General features: G+C 51.8%; 20 protein-coding genes. 11 read left to right on the top strand and 9 right to left on the bottom strand.

Features of this window, described 5'->3' with window-relative positions; all coding sequences use genetic code 11:
• Positions 1–6: 6 nt before the first annotated feature.
• Complete coding sequence (gene cobA, locus MNO13_RS05030; RefSeq protein WP_064544050.1) at positions 7–777, bottom strand: uroporphyrinogen-III C-methyltransferase; 771 nt, start codon at positions 775–777, stop codon at positions 7–9.
• A 676-nt stretch (positions 778–1,453) separates the two neighbouring features.
• Between cobA and glmS the strand changes: the two genes are divergently transcribed.
• The 10 genes from glmS (at position 1,454) to cobO (ending at position 12,517) form a co-directional block, all read left to right on the top strand.
• Complete coding sequence (glmS, locus tag MNO13_RS05025) at positions 1,454–1,885, top strand: methylaspartate mutase subunit S (RefSeq protein ID WP_064544048.1); 432 nt, start codon at positions 1,454–1,456, stop codon at positions 1,883–1,885.
• Positions 1,885–3,273, top strand: coding sequence for a methylaspartate mutase accessory protein GlmL (gene glmL / locus MNO13_RS05020; protein ID WP_064544046.1), 1,389 nt, complete (start codon positions 1,885–1,887; stop codon positions 3,271–3,273). The genes glmS and glmL overlap by 1 nt, the downstream gene beginning before the upstream one ends.
• Positions 3,274–3,288: 15 nt before the next feature.
• The gene (locus tag MNO13_RS05015; RefSeq protein ID WP_064544044.1) at positions 3,289–4,734 is read left to right on the top strand and encodes a methylaspartate mutase subunit E; all 1,446 of its coding nucleotides are present in this window, start codon (positions 3,289–3,291) and stop codon (positions 4,732–4,734) included.
• A complete protein-coding gene (locus MNO13_RS05010; RefSeq protein WP_064544043.1) occupies positions 4,734–5,975 on the top strand; it encodes a methylaspartate ammonia-lyase in 1,242 nt (413 codons plus the stop codon). The genes MNO13_RS05015 and MNO13_RS05010 overlap by 1 nt, the downstream gene beginning before the upstream one ends.
• A 3-nt stretch (positions 5,976–5,978) precedes the next feature.
• A complete protein-coding gene (locus tag MNO13_RS05005) occupies positions 5,979–7,349 on the top strand; it encodes an acyclic terpene utilization AtuA family protein (RefSeq protein WP_064544041.1) in 1,371 nt (456 codons plus the stop codon).
• Positions 7,346–7,663: a DUF4387 domain-containing protein gene (locus MNO13_RS05000; RefSeq protein WP_064544039.1), complete on the top strand. Its 318-nt coding sequence runs from the start codon at positions 7,346–7,348 to the stop codon at positions 7,661–7,663. The genes MNO13_RS05005 and MNO13_RS05000 overlap by 4 nt, the downstream gene beginning before the upstream one ends.
• Before the next feature lie 161 nt (positions 7,664–7,824).
• On the top strand, positions 7,825–9,132 hold the full coding sequence (locus MNO13_RS04995) for a dicarboxylate/amino acid:cation symporter (RefSeq protein ID WP_064544037.1): 1,308 nt from the start codon (positions 7,825–7,827) through the stop codon (positions 9,130–9,132).
• Between the two features lie 61 nt (positions 9,133–9,193).
• A complete protein-coding gene (gene glsA, locus MNO13_RS04990) occupies positions 9,194–10,189 on the top strand; it encodes a glutaminase A (RefSeq protein WP_370918841.1) in 996 nt (331 codons plus the stop codon).
• A gap of 63 nt (positions 10,190–10,252) precedes the next feature.
• Entirely contained in the window at positions 10,253–11,905 is a 1,653-nt protein-coding gene (locus tag MNO13_RS04985; protein ID WP_064544033.1) for a class I fumarate hydratase, read from the top strand.
• A 9-nt stretch (positions 11,906–11,914) separates the two neighbouring features.
• Entirely contained in the window at positions 11,915–12,517 is a 603-nt protein-coding gene (cobO, locus tag MNO13_RS04980) for a cob(I)yrinic acid a,c-diamide adenosyltransferase (protein ID WP_121815040.1), read from the top strand.
• 37 nt (positions 12,518–12,554) lie between these two features.
• On the opposite strand, the gene MNO13_RS04975 is transcribed toward cobO, so the two are convergent.
• Positions 12,555–13,460: a LysR family transcriptional regulator gene (locus tag MNO13_RS04975; RefSeq protein WP_064544029.1), complete on the bottom strand. Its 906-nt coding sequence runs from the start codon at positions 13,458–13,460 to the stop codon at positions 12,555–12,557.
• A 551-nt stretch (positions 13,461–14,011) separates the two neighbouring features.
• Entirely contained in the window at positions 14,012–14,458 is a 447-nt protein-coding gene (locus MNO13_RS04970) for a DUF3828 domain-containing protein (protein ID WP_064544027.1), read from the bottom strand.
• A 236-nt stretch (positions 14,459–14,694) separates the two neighbouring features.
• On the opposite strand from MNO13_RS04970, the gene MNO13_RS04965 reads away from it, so the two are divergent.
• Positions 14,695–15,555 carry a PA4780 family RIO1-like protein kinase gene (locus tag MNO13_RS04965; protein ID WP_064544026.1) on the top strand — a complete coding sequence of 287 codons (861 nt, stop codon included), beginning with the start codon at positions 14,695–14,697 and terminating at the stop codon, positions 15,553–15,555.
• A 360-nt stretch (positions 15,556–15,915) separates the two neighbouring features.
• Here the strand turns inward: MNO13_RS04965 and MNO13_RS04960 are convergent, their stop codons facing one another.
• From MNO13_RS04960 to MNO13_RS04935, 6 genes are all read right to left on the bottom strand, one after another.
• On the bottom strand, positions 15,916–16,164 hold the full coding sequence (locus tag MNO13_RS04960) for a DUF4282 domain-containing protein (RefSeq protein ID WP_064544024.1): 249 nt from the start codon (positions 16,162–16,164) through the stop codon (positions 15,916–15,918).
• Positions 16,165–16,342: 178 nt separating this feature from the next.
• On the bottom strand, positions 16,343–18,073 hold the full coding sequence (locus tag MNO13_RS04955) for an acetyl/propionyl/methylcrotonyl-CoA carboxylase subunit alpha (protein ID WP_241939594.1): 1,731 nt from the start codon (positions 18,071–18,073) through the stop codon (positions 16,343–16,345).
• Complete coding sequence (locus MNO13_RS04950) at positions 18,054–19,661, bottom strand: 5-oxoprolinase subunit B/C family protein (RefSeq protein ID WP_241939593.1); 1,608 nt, start codon at positions 19,659–19,661, stop codon at positions 18,054–18,056. The genes MNO13_RS04955 and MNO13_RS04950 overlap by 20 nt, the downstream gene beginning before the upstream one ends.
• A gap of 1 nt (position 19,662) precedes the next feature.
• A complete protein-coding gene (locus MNO13_RS04945; RefSeq protein ID WP_232887281.1) occupies positions 19,663–20,475 on the bottom strand; it encodes a putative hydro-lyase in 813 nt (270 codons plus the stop codon).
• 12 nt (positions 20,476–20,487) lie between these two features.
• On the bottom strand, positions 20,488–21,258 hold the full coding sequence (locus tag MNO13_RS04940) for a LamB/YcsF family protein (protein ID WP_064544016.1): 771 nt from the start codon (positions 21,256–21,258) through the stop codon (positions 20,488–20,490).
• 10 nt (positions 21,259–21,268) lie between these two features.
• Positions 21,269–22,510 (bottom strand): NRAMP family divalent metal transporter, encoded by a 1,242-nt coding sequence (locus MNO13_RS04935; protein ID WP_064544015.1) that lies wholly within the window; start codon positions 22,508–22,510, stop codon positions 21,269–21,271.
• Positions 22,511–22,682 lie beyond the last annotated feature (172 nt).

Genomic DNA, 22,682 nt, shown 5'->3' with positions numbered 1-22,682 from the left:
CCCGCATTAGCAGACCATATCCTGGATCTCTATCTGGGTGGCCGTAAACGCTAACACGTCATGCAGATTCACCACCTCACCGATAACAATCAGTGCCGGGGCGTGAAGTTGTTGACGCTCAACTTCCAGATGAAGGGTGGCAAGTGTTCCCCGCGCCACTTGCTGGCGTGCCTGGCTGGCGTACATCACCACCGCAGCTGGCGTGTCTGCTGACTTTCCACCGGCGATGAGTTGCTGGCAAATTTCGCTCAGCCGGGTCATTCCCATCAGGATAACCAGCGTGCCGTCGAGCTGCGCAAAGGCATGCCAGTTTTGCGGGTCATTCCCCTGGCACATATGGCCGGTAATGATATGGAAACTGGAGGCGTAATCGCGATGCGTCACCGGGATCCCCGCGTACACTAAGCCGCCAATCGCGGAACTGATGCCAGGTACCACCTCGAATTTCAGCCCTTCTTTGGCCAGTTCTTCCACTTCTTCCGCGCCACGGCCAAAAACATACGGGTCCCCGCCTTTTAGACGGACAACCTGTTTGTTCATGCGGGCATATTCCACGAGGATGGCATTAATTTCTGACTGAGGAATCGGGTGGTGATTGGGGTTTTTACCAACGTTAATAATGAGACAGTTTTTTGGCGCCTGTTTTAATAGTTCAGGGTTAACTAACCGGTCGTGAACAATCACTTCTGCGTGACGGATCGCATGTAATCCTTTTACGGTAATTAAAGAAACATCACCGGGGCCAGCACCAACAAGCCAGACTTTCCCTTCATTCATAGAATCATCCTAAATGGTCAGTATTAAAATTAACGGCAACATCGTAATTTGGCGCTTAAATTCACGCACATTATTCAGGAGTCTTCTTTAAAAATACTTGATGGGCTTCTCATTATTTATTGAGTTTAAAGAAAGATCTCATACGCAAATATCAAAAATCGGCAAATAGAGACTAATGATTAATTTAATTAAGTCTGTTTGCTGCCGACATAGCAAATTAACACATCAATATTAACATCTTATTAACTAAAAAACCCATAATCACCTGATACCTATTTATATAGCACCTGCAGTACACACTTAATAAATAAAAAACCGTTAAGCAATTCACACTTTTATTTATAGAGCCTTCTTAATTAATTATTATTCATGAATGCATTTAGATTAAACACAAAATAAGATTCAGATCACAAACATGAAAACACACCTGTTCACCATTATAATTAAAATAATAAAAACCCCAGAAAAAATAATCATAACACACTGATATTAAACATTATTTATAAAACACACTTCACAACAATCATTTTTAGAAAGATATTCTGAAAATAGATCAATTGCTTCAATTACATCAGACAAAGAAACTCCAGCTCAGTTAAAAGGCGCAATCAGCCTGCGCAATAAATAATAGCAATAGCTCTTACTTTCTGATTATCAGCCCTACAGAGGATTATTAATGAAAAAATCAACACTTGTTATTGGCGTCATTGGTGCTGACTGCCATGCGGTAGGCAATAAAGTTTTGGATCGCGTTTTTACTGCCCATGATTTTCGCGTAATCAATCTTGGGGTGATGGTGAGCCAGGATGAATATATCGATGCTGCTATCGAAACGGGTGCCGATGCGATTGTGGTGTCGTCAATTTATGGCCACGGTGACATCGACTGCCTCGGTCTGCGCGAGCGTTGTATTGAACGCGGTATCGGCGACATTCTGCTGTACGTTGGCGGCAACCTGGTGGTCGGCAAGCATGACTTTGGGGATATCGAGACCAAGTTCAAAGAGATGGGCTTTAACCGCGTCTTTGCCCCAAGCCACGATCTTGAAAGTGTTTGTTCTCTGATAACAAACGACATTGACCAACGCTGCCTTGAAGAGGCCATCTGATGCAAATTGTCTCTGTCGACATCGGCTCGACGTGGACCAAAGCAGCCCTCTTCGCTCGGGAGGGGGATGCGTTAACGTTGGTGAACCACGTCCTGACCCCAACCACAACGCACCACCTGGCTGACGGTTTCTTTGCCAGCCTGAATCAGGTGCTCAATGTTGCCGATGCTCGCCCACTGCTCAACAGCGGTGAAGTGACGCTGAAATACTCCTCATCTGCGAAAGGCGGTCTTGCCGTTGCCGCAATGGGGCTGGTGCCGTCAATCACCCTGGAATCCGCGAAAGTCACCGCCCACTCAGCAGGGGCGAAAATCGCGCAGTATTACTCGTACAAGCTGAATCGCCACGACATCAAGGCGCTGGAAACCACACCTCCCGACATTCTGCTCTTTGCCGGTGGCACCGACGGTGGGGAAGAAAGTTACGGCCTGGCCAACGCCCATGCGCTGGCAGAGTCAAACCTGGATTGCGCCATTATCTACGCCGGTAACCGCGACATTCAGGACGATGTGCAGACGATCCTCGGGCATAAAGATCTGACCACGGTAGACAACATTCTACCGGATCTCGATCACCCGAATCCGTATGCCGCGCGGCAGGCGATTTGCGATCTCTTTTTATCACGGATCGTCAAAGGAAAAGGCCTGGACGTCATCGTCGGGGAAACGGGCGAGGAGCCGATGCCGACTCCGTGGACCGTTTATGAACTGGTGAAAGCGATCAGCGATTCCGACAGCTCGTGGAAGGAGTTCATGCTGATCGATATGGGTGGCGCGACCACCGATATTTACTCCACCAGCAACAATACCCTTTCTCCTGACACCGTGTTGCACGGCGTGCCTGAACCCTTCGTCAAACGCACCGTAGAAGGTGATTTGGGGATGCGTGTCTCGGCCATGGTGGTCGGCGAAAGCACCAGGGAACTGGTGAACGTGCTCTTCGCGCATCAGCCGCAACGCCAGGAAGCTTTTTATCGCTATCTGCAACATCTGGTGGCGCATCCCGATTATCTGCCGTGTAACGAGGAAGAAAAATATTTCGACACCGTACTGGCAGGGTTGTGTGTCGGCTACGCCAGCGAACGTCATGCGGGCACCAAAAAACAGGTGTGCACCTGCGTGGGTAGTGTCGATTTGCAGATGGGACGTGACCTGACCACCGTTCGTCGTGTTGTCGGGTCCGGCGGATGGCTTTCACGCGCCAACCGGTTCGACATCCACAACTGGATGAAATACCGCGAACTTGACGATGACGGCAGACGCATTCTGCTCCCCACCCAATTTGAATATTACCGCGATTCAAAAGGCTTGTTACCGCTGCTGGCAAACGTCGCCAGGCTTTATCCGCAGCTCGCCGCTCGCACCAGCATTCAATGTTTAACCCTATAGATAAGGCAGCAACGAATGGAACTCCGTAATAAAAAGTTAACCCATGATGAATTCATGACCGAACGGCACCAGGTTCTTCAGACCTGGCATACCGGTAAGGACGTTGAAAACTTTGAAGATGGCGTGAAGTACCAACAAACAATTCCTGAGAAAAAACGCTTCTCTCACGCTCTGCTGAAAGCCGATCAGGAAGGCAAAACCCTGAGCCAGCCACGTGCAGGCGTGGCATTAATGGATGAGCACATCGAACTGCTCAAAACGTTGCAGGAAGAGTGTGACCTGCTGCCTTCCACCATTGATGCCTATACCCGTCTGAACCGCTACGAAGAAGCCGCCGTCGGGATTCAGAAATCCATTGAAGCCGGGACGTCTAAGCTGAACGGCCTGCCGGTCGTCAACCACGGTGTGGCTGCCTGCCGTCGTTTGACCGAAACGCTGGAAAAACCGCTGCAAATTCGCCACGGTACGCCGGATGCACGCCTGCTGGCAGAGATCTCCATGGCCAGTGGCTTTACCAGCTACGAAGGCGGCGGCATCTCCTACAACATTCCTTACGCTAAGCGCGTCACGCTAGAAAAATCGATCCGTGACTGGCAGTACTGCGACCGTCTGATGGGCCTGTATGAAGAACATGGTATTCGCATTAACCGCGAACCGTTCGGCCCGCTGACCGGCACGCTTATCCCGCCATTCATGTCGCATTCCGTGGCGATCATTGAAGGTTTGCTGGCGCTGGAACAGGGCGTGAAATCTATTACCGTCGGCTACGGCCAGGTGGGAAGCCTGACTCAGGACATCGCCGCGATTCAGTCGCTGCGCGAGTTGTCTCATGAGTATTTCCATAACTACGGCTTCGACGATTACGAGCTGAGCACCGTATTCCACCAGTGGATGGGTGGCTTCCCGGAAGACGAAGCTAAAGCCTTCGGCATTATCTCCTGGGGTGCGGCGGTAGCGGGTATGTCCGGTGCCACTAAGGTGATCACCAAGAGCCCACACGAAGCCTTCGGTATCCCTACCGCGGCGGCTAACGCCCAGGGTCTGAAAGCTTCACGCCAGATGCTCAACATGGTCAGCGACCAGAAATTCCCACCATGCCCTGCCGTCGATCAGGAAGTGTCTCTGATTAAGAGCGAAGTGCGTGCCGTGCTGAAGAAAGTCTTCGAGCTGGGCAATGGCGATATTGCTCGCGGTACGGTGCTGGCCTTTGAAGCAGGCGTACTGGATGTGCCATTCGCTCCGGCTTCCTGTAACGCAGGCAAAATTTTACCGGTGCGCGATAACTATGGCGCCATTCGTATTCTTGATGCCGGAGCGGTTCCGCTGCCGGAAGACATTCTGGCCCTGCACCACGATTACGTCGCAGAGCGCGCGCAATTCGAAGGCCGCAAACCTTCATTCCAGATGGTTATTGATGACATCAACGCTGTATCCCACAGTAAATTAATAGGAAGACCATGATGAAAATTAAACAAGCGCTTTTCACCGCAGGCTACTCCTCATTTTATTTTGACGATCAACAAGCTATTAAAGACGGTGCCGGACATGACGGCTTCATCTATACCGGCGAACCGGTCACGCCAGGTTTCACAGCGGTGCGTCAGGCGGGGGAATGCGTTTCGGTACAACTGATTCTTGAAAATGGTGCGGTTGCCGTCGGCGACTGTGCGGCAGTGCAATATTCAGGGGCGGGTGGCCGTGACCCGCTGTTCCTGGCGGCAAACTTTATTCCTTTCCTCAACGACCATATAAAACCGTTGCTGGAAGGCCGCGATGTCGATGCGTTCCTGCCGAATGCGCGCTTCTTCGACACGTTAATGATCGACGGGCATCTGCTGCATACCGCTGTGCGTTATGGTCTTTCTCAGGCGCTGCTCGATGCCACCGCGCTGGCAACCGGCTGCCTGAAAGCGGAAGTGGTCTGTAATGAATGGCAGTTGCCATGCGTTCCGGAAGCGATTCCATTATTCGGCCAGAGCGGCGATGACCGCTATATCGCGGTCGATAAAATGATCCTTAAAGGTGTGGATGTCCTGCCGCATGCGCTGATCAACAACGTGGAGCAGAAGCTCGGTTTTCACGGTGAGAAACTGCGTGAATATGTGCGCTGGTTGTCTGACCGCATTCTGAAACTGCGCACCAGCGAGAAATACCAACCGACCCTGCATATCGACGTCTACGGCACCATTGGCCTGATTTTCGATATGGACACGGTGCGCTGCGCCGAGTACATCGCCAGCCTGGAAAAAGAAGCACAGGGCCTGCCGCTGTACATTGAAGGTCCGGTGGATGCCGGTAATAAACCGGATCAGATCCGCATGCTGACCGAGATTACCCATGAGCTGACTCGTCTGGGTTCCGGTGTGAAGATCGTCGCCGACGAATGGTGTAACACCTATCAGGATATCGTTGATTTCACCGATGCGGGCAGTTGCCACATGGTGCAGATCAAAACCCCGGACCTGGGTGGCATTCACAACATCGTTGACGCCGTGCTCTATTGCAACAAACACGGTATGGAAGCCTACCAGGGCGGTACCTGTAACGAAACCGAGATCAGTGCTCGCACTTGCGTACACGTGGCGCTAGCCGCTCGTCCAATGCGTATGTTGATAAAGCCTGGTATGGGCTTCGATGAAGGGCTCAATATTGTGTTCAACGAAATGAACCGCACTATTGCGCTGTTGCAGACAAAGGATTGAGAAATGGCACGCACATTTAAGATCTTGTCACCGACGGCTATCCTGGGTTATGGCTTCCCGGAAGAGAGCTTTCGCAAAGCCATGCTGGAATCACCGGATCTGATTGCGGTTGACGCGGGATCCTCCGATCCTGGCCCTCATTATTTAGGGGCAGGCAAACCGTTCACCGATCGGGCAGGCGTTAAACGCGATCTGCGCTATATGATCACCGCGGGTGTTAACCACAACATTCCGGTGGTGATTGGCACCGCCGGAGGTTCCGGCGCCGCACCGCATCTGGAATGGTGCCGCCAGATAATCCTCGAGATCGCGCAAGAAGAGAATTTAAGCTTCTCGATGGCGTTGATCCCGTCGGATGTCGACAAAGCCACGGTTCATCAGGCGCTGGATAACGGTGCGATTACCGCGCTGGATTTTGTCCCTGAACTGACCCACGAGGCGATTGAAGAGAGCACTTACATCGTCGCGCAAATGGGTATCGAACCTTTCCAGCGTGCGCTGGAAGCGGGTGCGCAGGTGGTGTTGGGCGGACGTGCTTACGATCCGGCCTGCTTCGCCGCGCTGCCCATCATGAAAGGGTTTGATGAAGGGCTGGCGCTGCACTGCGGGAAGATCCTCGAATGTGCGGCCATTGCCGCAACGCCAGGTTCCGGTTCTGATTGCGCGATGGGCATCATTGATGAACACGGCTTTACGCTCAAAACATTCAATCCGAAGCGCAAATTTACCGAGACTTCAGCGGCAGCACACACGTTGTATGAGAAGTCGGATCCGTACTTCCTGCCAGGCCCTGGCGGCGTGCTGAATCTGAAAGGCTGTAGCTTCAAGGCCGTTAACGACGGTGAAGTGTACGTTAGCGGTTCACGTCACGAAGAAACGCCTTATGCGCTGAAACTCGAAGGTGCGCGCCAGGTCGGTTTCCGTTGCCTGACCATCGCCGGGACACGCGACCCGATTATGATTGCCGGCATCGACACCATTCTTGAAGAGGTGAAAGCCAGCGTGGCGAGCAACCTCTCGCTCAATGACGACAGCATCCGCATCACGTTCCATCTGTATGGCAAAAACGGTGTCATGGGTATCCATGAACCGATGCAAACAGCCGGACATGAGCTGGGGATTTTGTTGGACGTGGTCGCGCCGACTCAGGAGATCGCCAACAGCGTTTGTTCGCTGGTGCGCTCTACCCTGCTGCACTACGGCTATGAAAACCGCATGGCGACCGCAGGCAACCTCGCCTTCCCGTTCTCGCCATCCGACATTCAAAGCGGGCCAGTGTATGAGTTCTCGATCTATCACCTGATTGAAGCGAATGACGACCTACGTTTTGATTTCACCCTTGAACAGGTGACGCCAGAAGGAGTTCAGGCATGAAACAGTCAATCTGCTCATTGGCGCAGGTCATTCGTTCTAAAAACGCCGGACCGTACGAACTGGTATTAGATATTTTATTTAAAACCCGTGAAGACTATCAGCGCGTAAAAGCATCTGAGCAATTAACACCACAGCTTATTGCCGATTTGTATCACGTCGAGCCTGAATTTGTTCACCGCATTATCTGGTTTGACCCAGCCAACGCGGTAAAGATTGTCATGCCTCGCGATATTATTTCAGGAAGCGTCGGTGACAATGATGTTTATGGTGCCCAGCAACATGCGCCATTATTAAGCATTCAGTTCGACCTGTAGTAAAAATAATACAACAACATTAAATGGTGTGCGGAATATTGCTGTATCCCAGCACACCAAATTATTCATGCGGTTGGTCATAAACAGGTGTGTGCCTTGGTAGCTGCAGGGTACACGCCGCCCTACACCTTAATACCCAACCATTATCCGATGGAGTAAACATGAAGAAAATTAGTTTAACGAAGATGATCATACTAGGCCTTATATTAGGTATGATTGCAGGCGTGGCCATTAATAATATGGCATCGGCTGATGCGGCAAAATCGTATGCAGGCGATATTTCCATTTTTACCACCATATTCTTACGTATGGTAAAAATGATTATTGCACCATTAGTTATTTCTACTCTGGTGGTCGGCATTGCCAAAATGGGCGATGCTAAAACGCTGGGGCGTATATTCTCTAAAACGTTCTTCCTCTTTATTTGTGCCTCACTGCTCTCCATCGCACTGGGTCTGGTGATTGTTAATATCTTCCAGCCAGGTGCTGGCATTAACTTTGTACCGCACGATGTCGGAGCGTTATCAGCGGTTAAATCTGAACCGTTCACTCTGAAAGTGTTTATCTCGCACGCCGTACCAACCAGTATCGTCGATGCGATGGCTCGTAATGAAATCCTGCAAATTGTGGTGTTCTCGATTTTCCTCGGTTGCAGCCTGGCAGCAATCGGCGAGAAAGGCGAGGCAATCGTGAAAGTGCTCGATTCTCTGGTGCACGTCATGCTGAAGCTGACTGGCTATGTGATGCTGTTTGCGCCACTGACCGTTTTCGCAGCGATCTCGGGTTTGATTGCCGAACGTGGGCTGGGTGTGATGGTCAGCGCCGGTATCTTCATGGGTGAGTTCTACCTGACCCTTGGGATGCTGTGGGCGATTCTGATTGGCCTTTCCACTATGCTCATCGGGCCGTGTATTGGCCGTCTGACCAAATCAATCCTCGAACCTGCCCTTCTGGCTTTCACCACTTCCAGCTCCGAAGCCGCTTTCCCGGGTACGCTCGATAAACTGGAGAAGTTTGGCGTTTCCTCGAAGATTGCCAGCTTCGTACTGCCAATCGGTTACTCCTTTAACCTCGTCGGCTCAATGGCTTACTGCTCTTTTGCCACCGTGTTTATCGCACAGGCCTGCAACATTGAACTGAGTATGGGCGAGCAGATCACCATGCTGTTGATCCTGATGCTGACCTCTAAAGGTATGGCCGGTGTACCACGTGCATCGATGGTGGTTATCGCCGCAACACTCAACCAGTTCAATATTCCAGAAGCCGGTTTGATTCTGCTGATGGGTGTCGATCCGTTCCTCGATATGGGCCGTTCAGCGACTAACGTGATGAGTAACGCCATGGGTGCTGCGATTGTTGGCCGCTGGGAAGGTGAACACTTCGGTGAAGGTTGCCGTGGTGACGCTCCAGCCAAAACGCCTGGCTTAGAACACCCGGCGACTAAAGCATCTGAAGTGACCATGTACTGATATTCAAGGCCGACTTTCGTCGGCCTTTTTTAACACAACAACACAGGGCTACAACGTGAAAATAAAACTCTTAGCAGCAAGTGTGTTATCGCTCAGTTTCTTAGTCAGCACCACGACGCTGGCGCAAACTGCACCAGACTACGACGCACTCATCAAGCAAGCGCATCAAAAATATAAAAATAATAACGACGGAAAAGTCGCTGACTATATTCCGGCGCTTGCCACTTACAGCCCACAGAATTTTGCCATCACCATCGCCACGGTGGACGGCAAAATTTACCAGACAGGTGATGTCAAAAAAGCCTTCCCGATGGAGTCCCTGAGCAAGGTCTTCACCATGGCGCTCGCGATGGAACAGCACGGGCCAAAAGAGGTGCTGGATAAACTCGGTGCCAATGCCACCGGGCTGCCATTCAATTCCGGTTTAGCCGTGGAGCTGACCAAAGGCGCGCCAGAAAATCCATTGGTCAATGCGGGAGCGATGAGCACCGTTAGCCTGGTTGAAGCCAAAGATAAAACCGACCGCTGGAACAAAATTCTCAACAACCTGAATGCGTGGGCGGATGCCTCGTTGACCGTCAACGAGCCGGTATTCAAATCTGAAATGGACACCAACCAGCACAATCAGGCGCTGGCGCAGTTAATGGAGTCCTATAACAGTTTCTATGGCGATACCCGTGAAGCCGTAGAGATTTATACCCGTCAGTGTTCAGTGGATGTCACCACCGAGCAGCTCGCCAAAATGGGCGCGGTGCTCGCCAATAATGGCAAATCGCCTTACACCGGCAAGCAACTGTTAAACGAGAAATATGTCCCGCAGGTGTTAGCGGAAATGGCTATTGCCGGGCTTTATGACGGCAGCGGCAAGTGGCTTTACACCGTAGGCCTTCCGGCGAAAAGCGGTGTCGGCGGCGGCATGGTCGCCGTGGTGCCGGGGAAATATGCCATCGCCGTGTACTCTCCGCCGCTTGATTCCGCGGGCAACAGCGTTCGCGCCCAGCAAACCATTGAGTATGTTGCGCAAGCGACACAATCCAATCTCTTTTTAGCGAAGTAAGCCCGAAGAAAAGGGCATCGCACCAGATGCCCTTCATTAATGACTGATAAGTGAGAAGTCGACATGTCTAAACCATTTGCCTGGCAGGAACCGTTTTTACAAAGCAAAGATAATACGGAATATACATTGCTCAGCGGCCAACACATTACGGTGACGGAGCTGGACGGTGAAGAGGTCATCAAAGTTGCCCCTGAGGCCTTAACGCTACTGGCGCAGCATGCTTTTTACGAAGCGTCGTTTTTCCTGCGTGCTGCCCATCTCAAGCAGATTGCCAGCATCCTGCACGACCCACAGGCCAGTGATAATGATAAATACGTTGCGCTGCAACTGTTACGCAACGCGGAAGTGTCGGCGAAAGGTGTGCTGCCAAATTGCCAGGATACCGGGACAGCCACCATTGTGGCGAGTAAAGGTCAGTCTATCTGGACCGGCGGCGACGATGCAGAAGCCTTAAGTAAAGGCATCTACACCACCTTCCAGGAGAATAATCTGCGCTACTCGCAGAATGCGCCGCTGGACATGTACACCGAGGTCAACACTCAGACCAACCTGCCTGCGCAGATTGATATTAGCGCCACACCTGGCAACGAATATCGTTTCCTGTTCGTCAATAAAGGCGGTGGCTCTGCTAACAAAGCGGCGCTATTCCAGGAAACAAAATCTATTCTCCAGCCTGAAAAGCTGACTGCCTTCCTGATTGAAAAAATGAAGTCGCTGGGTACCGCCGCCTGCCCTCCTTACCATATCGCGTTTGTGGTGGGTGGGTTGTCGGCCGACCAGTCACTGAAAGTCGCCAAACTGGCTTCGACCAAGTATTACGACAATCTGCCAACCGAGGGGAATGAACTCGGCCAGGCATTCCGCGACACGGCACTGGAAACCGCGTTACTCAATGCCAGCCGTGAATTTGGCATCGGCGCGCAGTTTGGCGGCAAATACTTCGCCCATGATATCCGGGTTATCCGTCTGCCACGCCACGGCGGTTCCTGCCCAATCGCGATGGCGCTGTCCTGTTCTGCCGACCGCAATATTAAAGGCAAGATCAATAAGCAGGGAATCTGGCTGGAAAAACTCGAGCACAATCCAGGCAAATTTATTCCGGATTCTCAGCGTACAGAGAATAGCGCCCAGACGGTGCAACTCGACCTGAACCGCCCACTGAAAGAGATTATGGCCGACTTGTCTAAGCTGCCGATTGGCACACGTGTGTCGTTAAGCGGCTCCATCGTGGTCGCCCGCGACATTGCCCATGCTGAAATCAAAGCGCGGCTGGACAAGGGCGAAGCGATGCCCGACTACATGAAAAACCATATCGTCTATTACGCGGGCCCTGCCAAAACGCCGGACAACCAGCCGTGTGGTTCGCTCGGGCCGACCACTGGCGGGCGCATGGATGGTTATGTTGACCAGTTCCAGGCAGCAGGTGGCAGCCTGGTCATGCTTTCGAAAGGTAACCGCAGCCAGCAAGTGACCGATGCCTGCCTCAAACATGGTGGTTTTAACCTCGGGAGTATCGGTGGCGCGGCGGCATTACTGGCGCAGCAATATGTGAAAAGCCTGCGCTGCCTTGAGTACCCTGAACTGGGCATGGAAGCGGTGTGGATGATGGAAGTGAAAAACCTGCCGGCTTTTGTTCTGGTCGACGATAAAGGCAATAACTTCTTTGAACAGTTTGAGCAAAAGCAAAGTTGCGCATCTTGCCCTGCAAAGCATTAAGGAGCGTTTATGGAAACGCGAACCAATACTGAACGCCATCGTCAGCGCCAGCAAAAGATCAAAGAGCGGGTAGATAGCCGTGTGGCGGCGGCAACCGAAAGGAAAGGTATCCTGATTGTTTTTACCGGCAACGGAAAAGGAAAATCGACCGCAGCCTTTGGGACAGTGACGCGCGCTATCGGCCATGGCAAAACCGTCGGGGTCGCGCAATTCATTAAAGGCCAGTGGGATAATGGTGAATACAACACGCTGCATCAGCACAATGTTGAATTCCACATTATGGGCACCGGTTTTACCTGGGAAACCCAGAATAGAGAAGAAGATATCCAGGCTGCTCTCGCGGTCTGGCAGGAAAGTAAGCGCATGCTCGCCGATGCGCGTTACGACCTGGTGGTACTCGATGAACTCACCTATATGCTGGCTTATCACTACCTGGATATTCAGGAGGTTATTTCATCGATAGTGAATCGCCCCGCCCATCAAAGTGTGGTGGTGACCGGGCGCGGTTGTCACAGCCAGTTGCTGGATATTGCTGATACCGTCAGTGAAATCCGACCGGTAAAACATGCCTTTGATAGCGGGATTCAGGCTCAATCTGGTATTGACTGGTAAGGTATGCCGCCTGGTGAAAACCGGGCGGCATCATCAATCAGGCTGGCTCAGATATCAGTGATTTTTCCAGTAACCAGGCGCGAAGAATCTGCAAATGTCGGGACTCAGCTTTTTCTGCCCGCCATGTCAAAATGAAGCGGTTCCCGGTACGAATAGGAACATCACAAGGAATGACCATTTCACCGCTGTCCAGATCGCGCTGAATAGCAAAACGAGGTAATAATGCGGTTCCCAGATTTGAGCGTACCGCCGCAATCAACATCGAGAGCAAGTCAAAGCGCGGGCCTTTGTTCACCAGCGGGCTGTTAACATCCGACAGCGCAAACCACTCTTGCCAACCGGTGGTGCGGGTACTTTGATGCAACAAAGGAAATTCATTCAGCAAGTCATCGACAGCGAATTTTTGATCAGGTCGGGATAACAGGCTTCTGCTACAAACGGGCAAAATCTCCTCTTCAAATAAATATTCCATTCCAGACCATGGTGTACAAAAATCTTCGCGCATAATAGCGGCGTCATAATCATTGTTTAGAAAATCGCCGATATTAGCCAGTGAATGAATATTGACCGTAATATCGGGATTTAATTTATTGAACTCGCGTAAATTGGGAATCAACCAATGAGTGCTTAATGTCGGATTGACGGCTAACTCAATAGCCTGAACCGCAGGTTGCCAGGCCATTATCGAATGAGTATCACGCTCAAGTTTATTTAGCGTTTCTTTAACAATGTTCAGATAGTGCTTACCTGCCGCATTTAAATGAATACGTTTTTTTGCATGGTCAAATAATGCAGTATGCAGAAAATCCTCCAACGCGTTTACTTGTCTGAACACAGCGCTCTGTGTCAAAGCCAACTCTTCTGCTGCCCGAGTATAACTTTCGTGACGTGCCACCACTTCAAACGTCACCAGCAATTCGGTCTTCGGTATTTTTCCTCTCATCGTGCCTTCCATTTGCAGTGAACTAAAATAGTTTAGGGATGAAATTATCTTTCTCAACCCCATAAGGACTGACGCAAGATAATTCTCATCTCATTGCTGTTTTTTTCATCTTTTGCTTCAGCCTGGCCGTATAACCTTTATATCCGGTTAATATGTTAATAGCATGTTTATTATTCTTGAGAATAAAGGTGAAGTGAGTCATTATTTTACCAGACCCATATCGGTGACTCTGTGTTCATTTGTTTTATTTCTAAACGAAATAAAAACGCGCCACAGAGCTTCTATAAAGCTTTCCATTTTTAATAAAACCTTTTTCCAAAAAAATATCTGAGGATTATTGATAAACACAGGTGTATTAGTATAAAGGTTCTTTTGCTGGATTAATGAGCGCCATGTTAAAGAAGGCAAAAATCACGTTGAAAAGTGTGGAAAAAAAGACAAACCTATTCCCTGGTCGGATAAGCGCAGCACCGTCCGAAAAACAGGCTAAAATGGTGGATGACGCTATCGCTTATCCACCCTACAACACCACTTTAGTGACCTTTTTCCCGCTACTTCACGTTTTCATTTCTCAGTATGGTCTGGCCTGCAACAGACTGGATTTTCCAGGTTCCGGCTTCCTTTACCATGCAGTCAATAACGGTGTGTTGCTGTTTTTTGCCGTAGGAAACATAAATGTTGAAGCAAACGGGGTCATAGTCACTGGATACTACGGTGACGTTCGTCGGCCAGTCTTCGCCAAAATCCTGGGCGCGAATAAAAAAGTCGGCGTCGTAAAATTCAGCTTCGTTACCGATGGCTGAACGTAGTTTTTCCAGCGTGCTTTTAGTCACATATTTATCAATATCATGGCCATCGGTAAGAGGATTTTTATTCTGACTGATTTGTTGCAGGTACCATTGGTTGAATTCCTGTGCCAGTTTAATAGGCTGGTCGTAATCGCTGGCGGCGAGCGTTGAAGTGGAGACCAACAGCATGAAAGCGGTTAAAATTTTCATTCTGAGTACCTTTAATCAAACTTTGGTGTCGTTCGGGAAAGCATAGCTTCACCCGACATCGCTGGGGTAAACGGTGGATGTCGCTCGCGCTTATCCGCCCTACAATTGCAGACAAGCAAATGAATACAGACAGTTACGTTAACTTTCCGTTTCCGTGGCAAATATTGTCCACTTTTTCTGCTATCGCCGTCTGTGTTATTGATACGAAAAATGGCTGAAATAAGGTATAAAGCCGCATGAAAATCCCAAACAGACTCCAACCGCTGGTTGATGATGGCCTGATCGACGATGTACTTCAGCGCCTGAAAAGTGGCAAAGAAGCCGACGTCTACACCGTTTTATGCGGTGACAAGATCCAATGCGCCAAAGTGTACAAAGAAGCTATGCAGCGTAGCTTTAAGCAAGCTGTGCAGTATCAGGAAGGGCGCAAAGTCCGCAATTCTCGCAACACCCGTGCCATGCAGAAAGGCTCAAAGTTCGGACGCAAGCAACAAGAAGAAACCTGGCAAATGGCTGAGGTGGAAGCGTTGTTCCGCCTGGCAAACGCCGGGGTGCGCGTGCCGCAGCCATATATGTGTATTGATGGCGTGTTATTGATGGAACTGGTCACCGATGCTGAAGGTTTGGTGGCTCCACGTCTGAGCGATGTGGCGATGAGCGAAGAAAGTGCGCTGGCTGATTTCGAAACCATGATCCGCAATATCGTACGCATGTTGTGTGCGGGCCTGGTGCATGGCGATTTATCGGAGTTTAACGTACTGCAAGACGCGCAAGGGCCGGTGATTATCGACTTGCCACAAGCGGTGGACGCCGCAGCAAACAACCATGCTGAATCCATGTTTGAACGTGATGTGAATAACATCACCGAATATTACGGCCAGTTCGCCCCGCAATTACTGCAAACACGCTATGCGAAAGAGATCTGGGCGTTATATGAAGACGGAAAATTAACCCCAGAAACACCGCTAACGGGGCTATTCGTCGAAGAAGCTCATGATGTGGATATGGGTTCACTGATTGATGAAATTATTGCTGCGGAGGATGAGTTTTACGACCGTCAACGCGCAGCCAAAGAGCGCGACCAGCAATACGAATAATCACCTTATACCCTAAATAATTCGAGTTGCAGGTAGGCGGCAAGGGAGCTACAAATCTGTCTGGAACAGATTTGAACAGCGCTTGCGCTGGCCCGAAGGGTGAGCCTCATGGACTAGGCTCATAATCCCCTGGAGCTTACTTGAGTAAGTGACTGGGGTTTGTCAGTGCAGCCAACAACGCTGCAACTTGAAGTATGACGGGTATAGAAAATTAAAGGCCCGCATAGCGAAAGTTATGTGGGCTTTTTTTTCGCCAAAAGTAAAATGCCTGTAACCCAATATTTTATTGATTCCAATTTCAAAAAATTGAATATCACAGGCAGTAGTAAGCTCATTAATTAATAAGCCAACACAAGGGCATTACTTTGTTTCAGGCAAGTTTTCAGCAATGCGCTTCAGGTATTCGTTATTTTTGAAGGCGATCATGATCAATTCGAAACCGACGCGCACAGCTAAAATACCAAACACCAGTCCAAAGATACCAGCCAGTGCCTGCCCTAGAAAAATCGTTGTAGCAGCAGAGATAACGATTGAAATGATGCTTAACCAGTACAGTACAACCAGAAGTTTTGGAGTGATCAAAGTGTCAAAAAAGAAGATATTTTTCATGTTATTCCATTATGTGTTCTAAAAACTGTGGGTATATTTCAGTCCATCTGAAACGTGTCCAGTATATTCTTACGCTGGACTACCACCAACACATATCAATAACAAATACTCTGAAAAGCATGATACCTATAAATATTAGTAGGGTAATTCAGGCGGGCTGTTCACCCGCCGTAAGATTCTAACTAATATCACCGAGTGAGCGCCCAGCTTCGACTAAATCCCCCGTTGTCGCCTGCTGTTTCAGGGTTCCACTGCGATGTGCGACGACCTGAACTTCCATTTTCATCGCTTCCATTACCGCAATCACTTCCCCTTGCTGCACCGTTTTGCCCTCTTCTGCCAGCCAACTATGGAGCACACCGGAGATCGGTGCTTCAACTGCCGCGTCGTTTACCGGCTCGTTCACTGGCGGGTGCGCTTTACCTGGCTGAGACAATGCCGCACCGCTAAACAGGCTCGCAGGTAAGCCCAGTTGCACGCGACGGCCATCAAGTTCAATCCAGGTGCGGGTTAAAGTTTCATTGGCCTTGGGCGTCTGACGCGGTGCAAATTCAATGCGCCCGGCAAAATCAGTTTCAATCCAGCGAGTATGCACCTTGAAGCCTTCGGTGAAATCAGCGTCATCCATCACCGCACGGTGGAATGGCAACACTGATGCTACACCGTCGATTTCAAACTCACGCAGGGCGCGACGTGCACGGGCAATGGCCTGTTCACGGCTGCTGCCCGTGACAATGAGTTTTGCCATCAGCGAGTCATAATTGCCTGGGACGGTTGAACCCGCATTAACGCCAGTGTCGAGGCGAATACCAGGCCCGCCTGGTGCGCGGAATACCGTGATATTGCCAGGTGTCGGTAAATAGCCTTTGCCAGCATCTTCAGCGTTAATTCGGAATTCGAACGAGTGCCCACGCGGGGCTGGGGTTTCCAGAATACTGAGCGGTAAACCTTCCGCGATACGCAGTTGTTCCACGACAATATCAAGGCCAGTAGTTTCTTCGGTGACCGGGTGCTCTACCTGCAAACGGGTGTTCACTTCGAGGAACGAAAGCGTACCGTCGCGGCTTAATAAAAACTCCACGGTACCAGCGCCAACGTAGCCCGCATGGGCGCAAATATCGTGGGCGGCGCTGTGGATTTGCAAGCGCTGGGCATCGCTAATAAACGGTGCGGGCGCTTCTTCCACCAGTTTCTGGTTACGGCGCTGGAGCGAGCAATCACGCGTGCCAAGCACCACCACATTGCCGTGTTTATCCGCGATAACTTGAGCTTCAATATGGCGTGGACGGTCGAGATATTGTTCGACATAACATTCTGCACGGCCAAATGCCGTCAACGCTTCGCGTGTTGCGGAATGATAAAGTTCAGCCACTTCTTCCAGTTTCCAGGCCACTTTCAGGCCGCGCCCACCACCGCCAAAGGCAGCTTTAATCGCTACCGGCAAACCGTGCGTGGCAGCAAAATCGAGCACTTCTCCCGCGCCATTCACCGGATCTGTAGTGCCTTTGACCAGCGGAGCTCCCACTTCCATGGCGATTTTACGCGCCTGCACTTTATCGCCGAGTTTCTCGATGGTGTCCGGCTGCGGGCCAATCCAGATAAGCCCCGCCTCCTGTACGGCGCGAGCAAACTCGGCACGTTCAGACAAAAAACCGTAGCCAGGATGCACCATTGTTGCACCGCTGCGCTTTGCAACCTCCACCAGCGCTGCAATGTTTAGGTAGGTGTCTGCTGAACTAGTACCGGGTAGCGCCCAGGCTTCATCAGCCATTTGCACGTGTAGCGCGTTAGCATCCGGGTCAGCGTACACCGCCACCGCCTGCGCACCGTAATCACGGCAGGCATGAATGATGCGAACGGCAATCTCGCCACGGTTGGCGATCAGAACTTTATGCGGCGAGGTGGTCACGGGCATTACTCCCTGTTATTTCGATAAACGGTTGGATAATGTTAAAGCGAATGGCAGCGCCGGGCGGAATTTGCCCTGCCAAATCAAGATGATATTCTGCCACCGCAGCAATCACCGGATAGCCACCGGTCAAGGGGTGGTCGTGCAAAAACAGCACCGGTTGCCCGCTGGCAGGAACCTGAATCGAGCCGCTACAAGTGCCTTCACTCGGCAGCTCCTGGTGCTGGCGGCGCTCCAGTTGTTGCTCACCTGCGAGGCGCAAACCGATGCGGTTAGACTGTGGCGTGACCAGCCAGTCCTGCGCGGTTAAACGAGCGAGTGCATCGGCGGTGAACCAGTCGGTGCGCGGGCCTGCGACAATATCCAGCGTCACTGTTTCACCCACCGCAGGAAGGGCAGATTGTGGAAGTTCATCCAGCAAAACGGCGTTGCAGTGCCGATGTGCGCCAGTCTGTAAAATGTCACCAATGCTAATCACGGCTGGCCCTAACTGCGCCAGGCTGTCACGCGCGGCACTGCCAAGAATTTCTTCGACCACAAACCCGCTGCGCACCGCCAGATAACTGCGTAACCCGCGAACTGGCGTACCAACGTGAATTTCATCTCCGGCGGTTAAATTGAGTGGGCAATAACTTTCCACGCGATAACACTCGCCGTCCGCCGTTTTCAGGGTCAACGGGCATGGCGCACCGGTCAGAGTAATCACCACATCGCCATTTGCCCGGGCGCGGAAACCACCGTGCGTGATTTCGAGGCAAGGTGAATCACTCGGGTTGCCAACAATACGATTTGCGGTGTGCAGCGCTGTTTTATCCATCGCGCCGGATTCCGATAAACCCAGCGCCGCTTTGCCGCTGCGGCCATTGTCCTGCCACAAGGTTTGCAGGCCTGTCGCCAGCACGGTCAGCGTTGGTGCGTCACTCGCGGGGGCAATTTGTGGCGCAACAACGGCAGGCAGAGAAACCATTTTCTTACCTGCGGCGCCATCCACAAACTGCACCTGGCTACCCGGCAACAGCAGTGCGGGCTGCGCGCGCGTTAAGTCCCACATTTGCAGGTCAGTCTGGCCGATAAGCTGCCAACCGCCGGGGCTAGCTTGTGGATAGATACCGCTAAATTCCCCAGCCAGCGCCACGGAACCTGCGGGAATGCGGGTGCGAGGTGTGCTGCGACGCGGTGTTTGCCAGCCGTCAGTGTCAGACACCATATAGGCAAAACCTGGCGCAAAGCCGGTAAACGCCACGTTCCACAGTGATTCCTGATGGCGGCGGATGACTTCCTGCACCGCGATGCCCATCAGTTCCGCTACTGCGGGAAGATCTTCGCCGTTGTAGTGCACAGGGATAGTCACCTGTTGACCGTAGCTGGCTTCCTTGTGCTGCAAAGAACACTTCGAGATTTTGCCAGCAAGTTGCGCCATGCTGGTTTGCATCGGCTGATAGCGGATCAACAAGGTTCGAGCTGCCGGAATGATCTCCTCGATCCCCTTTTCCGGCGCGGCGCTGAGCGCATCGAACAACGCCAGTGTTTCATCAAGCGTATCCAGTTCGACCAGGAAGCTACTTAAGTTAACGGCTAAAAATCTCACTTCACGCTCCCTGCCAGGCGGCATCCGGTACATCAGTAATAAACATGTGTCCTGGCGCGTGACTGAGGGCAAATGGCACTCCCGATTTCATCACCGCAGCTTGCGGAGTCACGCCGCATGCCCAGAACACCGGGATTTCACCTGCTTCGATACGCACAGCATCACCAAAATCTGGACGTGAAATATCGCTAATACCCAACAGATGCGGCTCGCCGATGTGAACCGGCGCACCGTGCACTGCGGGAAAACGGCCGCTGATCATCACGGCGTCTGCCACCCTGTCTGCCGGGATCGGGCGCATGGAAACCACCAGTTCGCCCTGTAAACGCCCTGCGGGGCGGCAAAGGCGGTTAGTTTTGTACATCGGCACGTTGCAGTTATCGGTAATGTGGCGTACTTCAATACCCGCTTCACGCAGTGGCGTTTCAAAGGTAAAGCTGCAACCAATTAAGAAGGTGACCAGGTCAGGGTGCTTTTCCCAGACAGCGCGCGCGTCGGTGATTTCATCCGCCAGCTTACCCTGCTCCCAGACACGGTAACGCGGAATGTCGGTGCGCAAATCGGCACCTTCCGCCAGCACGGTCTGATGCCCGCCCGCTTCTATCACATCCAGCACCGGGCAGCTTTGTGGGTTGCGCTGGGCATAGAGCAGGAAATCAAACGCCCAGTCACGCGGCAGGCAAATCATGTTCGCCTGGGTCATGCCTGGCGCCATTCCGGCGGTAGGTTTATCAAAACCGTGACGAATCGCCTGGCGCGCTTCTCGTGCGGCGGCAATAGCCTGTTGGCTGGCTTTCATTAACTTATTCTGCATAGCTGCCGCTCCTTACGCCTGAGGAATAAACGAGCGGATAGCAATGCCCTGCGCTTCCAGCAAGGTGCGGATCTGGCTCGCCATAGCAATCGCGCCTGGGCTGTCGCCATGCACACATATAGAGTCGGCCTGAATCGGCGTGAATTTCCCTTCAATGGATTCAACACCACCTTCGGTAATCAGTTGCAGCATTCGTTGCGCCACAAGCTGTGCATCGTGCAATACCGATCCCGCTTCGCGGCGCGAAACCAGCGTGCCGTCGGCGTGGTAAGCACGGTCTGCAAACGCTTCGGCGATGGTTTTCAACCCTTTTTGCTGCGCCAGTTGCAGCACCGGAGAACCCGCCAGCCCAACCAGCGGCAACTGCGGGTCAACCGCCAGAATGCCGTCGATCACCGCCAGCGCCTGGCGTTCGTGATAAGCAATGGTGTTGTACAGCGCACCGTGCGGTTTGACGTAGCGCACTTGAGTGCCCGCAGCGCGTGCCAGCCCTTGCAGTGCGCCAATCTGGTAAATCACGTCGGCGGTGAGTTCGTCGCTGGCGATGTCCATGTTACGGCGGCCAAAGCCGACTAAATCCGGATAGGCAACATGCGCGCCGACCGTTACGCCCTGAGTTTTTGCCGCTTTCAGCGTTTCAAGGATGCCTGCCGGGGAACCGGCGTGGAAACCACAGGCGACGTTAGCGCTACTCACCACCTTGAGGATGGCGGCGTCGTCACCCATGCTCCACTGCCCGAAGCTTTCGCCTAAATCGCTATTGAGATCAATGGTCTTTAACATCTGCTTTTCCTCAAACAACTTTCAGGAAATCGAAAATAGCGCCAACGGAGAGTGCGCCCATGTACCAGGTCAGCACGCAGGTCACCAGACCCGTCCACAGCAACCAGCGCGGGTAGACATAACCCGACATTAAATCAGCACGTTTCCAGCCGACGTAGACAAAAATCGTTAGGCCGATTGGCAAGATAAGCCCGTTGAAACCGCCCGCAAACACCAGCAATGCAGCCGGAGCTGTCCCCAGCAACACGTACACCACTAATGAGACAGCAATAAATATAATGGTCGCGATATTGCGCTGGCGTTCAGTCATTTTCTTATTAAAAACAGTCATAAAGCTGACTGAAGTGTAAGCCGCGCCAATCACGCTGGTGAGTGCCGCTGCCCAGAAGATAAAACCAAAGATGCGCACACCAAAGCTACCCACAGCGTGCTGGAAGGCTTGAGAAGCCGGGTTCGCCACCTGGCTGGAAATGTCTAACGTTACGCCGCTGGCGACTACGCCCAATACGGCGAGGAACAACACGTAACGCATCAACCCGACCACCAGAATCCCTTTGGTCGCCGCCGAAGAAACCGCTTCAATATTCTCGACACCGGTCATGCCTTTATCTAACAGGCGATGCGCACCCGCATACGAGATATATCCGCCCACGGTGCCGCCGACGATGGTGGTGATCATGGCGAAGTTCATGGTGTCCGGAAACACGCTCTGGCGCAGCGCTTCGCCGACCGGCGGGGAAGAGACAAACGCGACATACAGCGTCAGGCCAATCATCACCAGGCCGAGGACAATAATCAGGCGGTCAATTGCGCTGCTGGCGCGCTGCGAGGAGAAGATGTAGATCGCCAGCAGTGCGCTGAGCAGCCCACCCCATTTTGGTGATATACCAAACATGGCATTCAGGCCCAGACCCGCACCGGCAATGTTACCGACGTTAAAGACCAGCCCACCGAATATCACCAGCACCGCCAGTAAGTAACCACTGCCAGGTAGCGCTTCATTAGCGACGTCAGAGGCGCGCATCCGCGTAACAGTCACCACGCGCCAGATATTCTGTTGCACCACAAAATCGATGACGATCGAGGCCAGAATACCAAAGGCAAATGCCGCGCCCATGGTGGCGGTAAAGGTCGCCGTTTGCGTGATAAAACCAGGGCCAATCGCCGAGGTCGCCATCAGGAATATTGCCGCCAGCAGCGAGGAACGACGCTTCTGGACAAAGGATTTATTTTCGAGTTCTTGCGCTGCCATCTGACTCTCTCCGTTATTAGAATTATGACCCTGTCTGTTAAGCAATAAACAGACCATCGTTGAGGTAAAAGCAGAGATTGTTAATCAACTATTAAATTATTGTTGAACAATAAGCTAGTGAGTGTTGATTAATTAGACAAACAGAATCGAAAACCGGATGATAAAAAACCGA

It is taken from the genome of Buttiauxella ferragutiae (assembly GCF_022637515.1).
Classification (GTDB): Bacteria; Pseudomonadota; Gammaproteobacteria; order Enterobacterales; family Enterobacteriaceae; genus Buttiauxella; species Buttiauxella ferragutiae.
Note: the sequence above shows the minus strand (reverse complement) of the source record. Positions and strands in the feature narration are given on the sequence as shown.

Bases quoted from the DNA above. Each gene is read 5' to 3' on its own strand.
- glmL (WP_064544046.1), top strand. From the start codon at position 1,885: ATGCAAATTGTCTCTGTCGACATCGGCTCGACGTGGACCAAAGCAGCC.
- MNO13_RS04940 (WP_064544016.1), bottom strand. From the start codon at position 21,258: ATGTTAAAGACCATTGATCTCAATAGCGATTTAGGCGAAAGCTTCGGG.
- MNO13_RS04995 (WP_064544037.1), top strand. From the start codon at position 7,825: ATGAAGAAAATTAGTTTAACGAAGATGATCATACTAGGCCTTATATTA.
- MNO13_RS04960 (WP_064544024.1), bottom strand. From the start codon at position 16,164: ATGAAAAATATCTTCTTTTTTGACACTTTGATCACTCCAAAACTTCTG.
- MNO13_RS04985 (WP_064544033.1), top strand. From the start codon at position 10,253: ATGTCTAAACCATTTGCCTGGCAGGAACCGTTTTTACAAAGCAAAGAT.
- MNO13_RS04965 (WP_064544026.1), top strand. From the start codon at position 14,695: ATGAAAATCCCAAACAGACTCCAACCGCTGGTTGATGATGGCCTGATC.
- MNO13_RS05015 (WP_064544044.1), top strand. From the start codon at position 3,289: ATGGAACTCCGTAATAAAAAGTTAACCCATGATGAATTCATGACCGAA.
- cobA (WP_064544050.1), bottom strand. From the start codon at position 777: ATGAATGAAGGGAAAGTCTGGCTTGTTGGTGCTGGCCCCGGTGATGTT.
- cobO (WP_121815040.1), top strand. From the start codon at position 11,915: ATGGAAACGCGAACCAATACTGAACGCCATCGTCAGCGCCAGCAAAAG.
- MNO13_RS05000 (WP_064544039.1), top strand. From the start codon at position 7,346: ATGAAACAGTCAATCTGCTCATTGGCGCAGGTCATTCGTTCTAAAAAC.
- glmS (WP_064544048.1), top strand. From the start codon at position 1,454: ATGAAAAAATCAACACTTGTTATTGGCGTCATTGGTGCTGACTGCCAT.
- MNO13_RS04970 (WP_064544027.1), bottom strand. From the start codon at position 14,458: ATGAAAATTTTAACCGCTTTCATGCTGTTGGTCTCCACTTCAACGCTC.
- MNO13_RS04945 (WP_232887281.1), bottom strand. From the start codon at position 20,475: ATGCAGAATAAGTTAATGAAAGCCAGCCAACAGGCTATTGCCGCCGCA.
- MNO13_RS05010 (WP_064544043.1), top strand. From the start codon at position 4,734: ATGAAAATTAAACAAGCGCTTTTCACCGCAGGCTACTCCTCATTTTAT.
- MNO13_RS04935 (WP_064544015.1), bottom strand. From the start codon at position 22,510: ATGGCAGCGCAAGAACTCGAAAATAAATCCTTTGTCCAGAAGCGTCGT.
- MNO13_RS05005 (WP_064544041.1), top strand. From the start codon at position 5,979: ATGGCACGCACATTTAAGATCTTGTCACCGACGGCTATCCTGGGTTAT.
- MNO13_RS04975 (WP_064544029.1), bottom strand. From the start codon at position 13,460: ATGAGAGGAAAAATACCGAAGACCGAATTGCTGGTGACGTTTGAAGTG.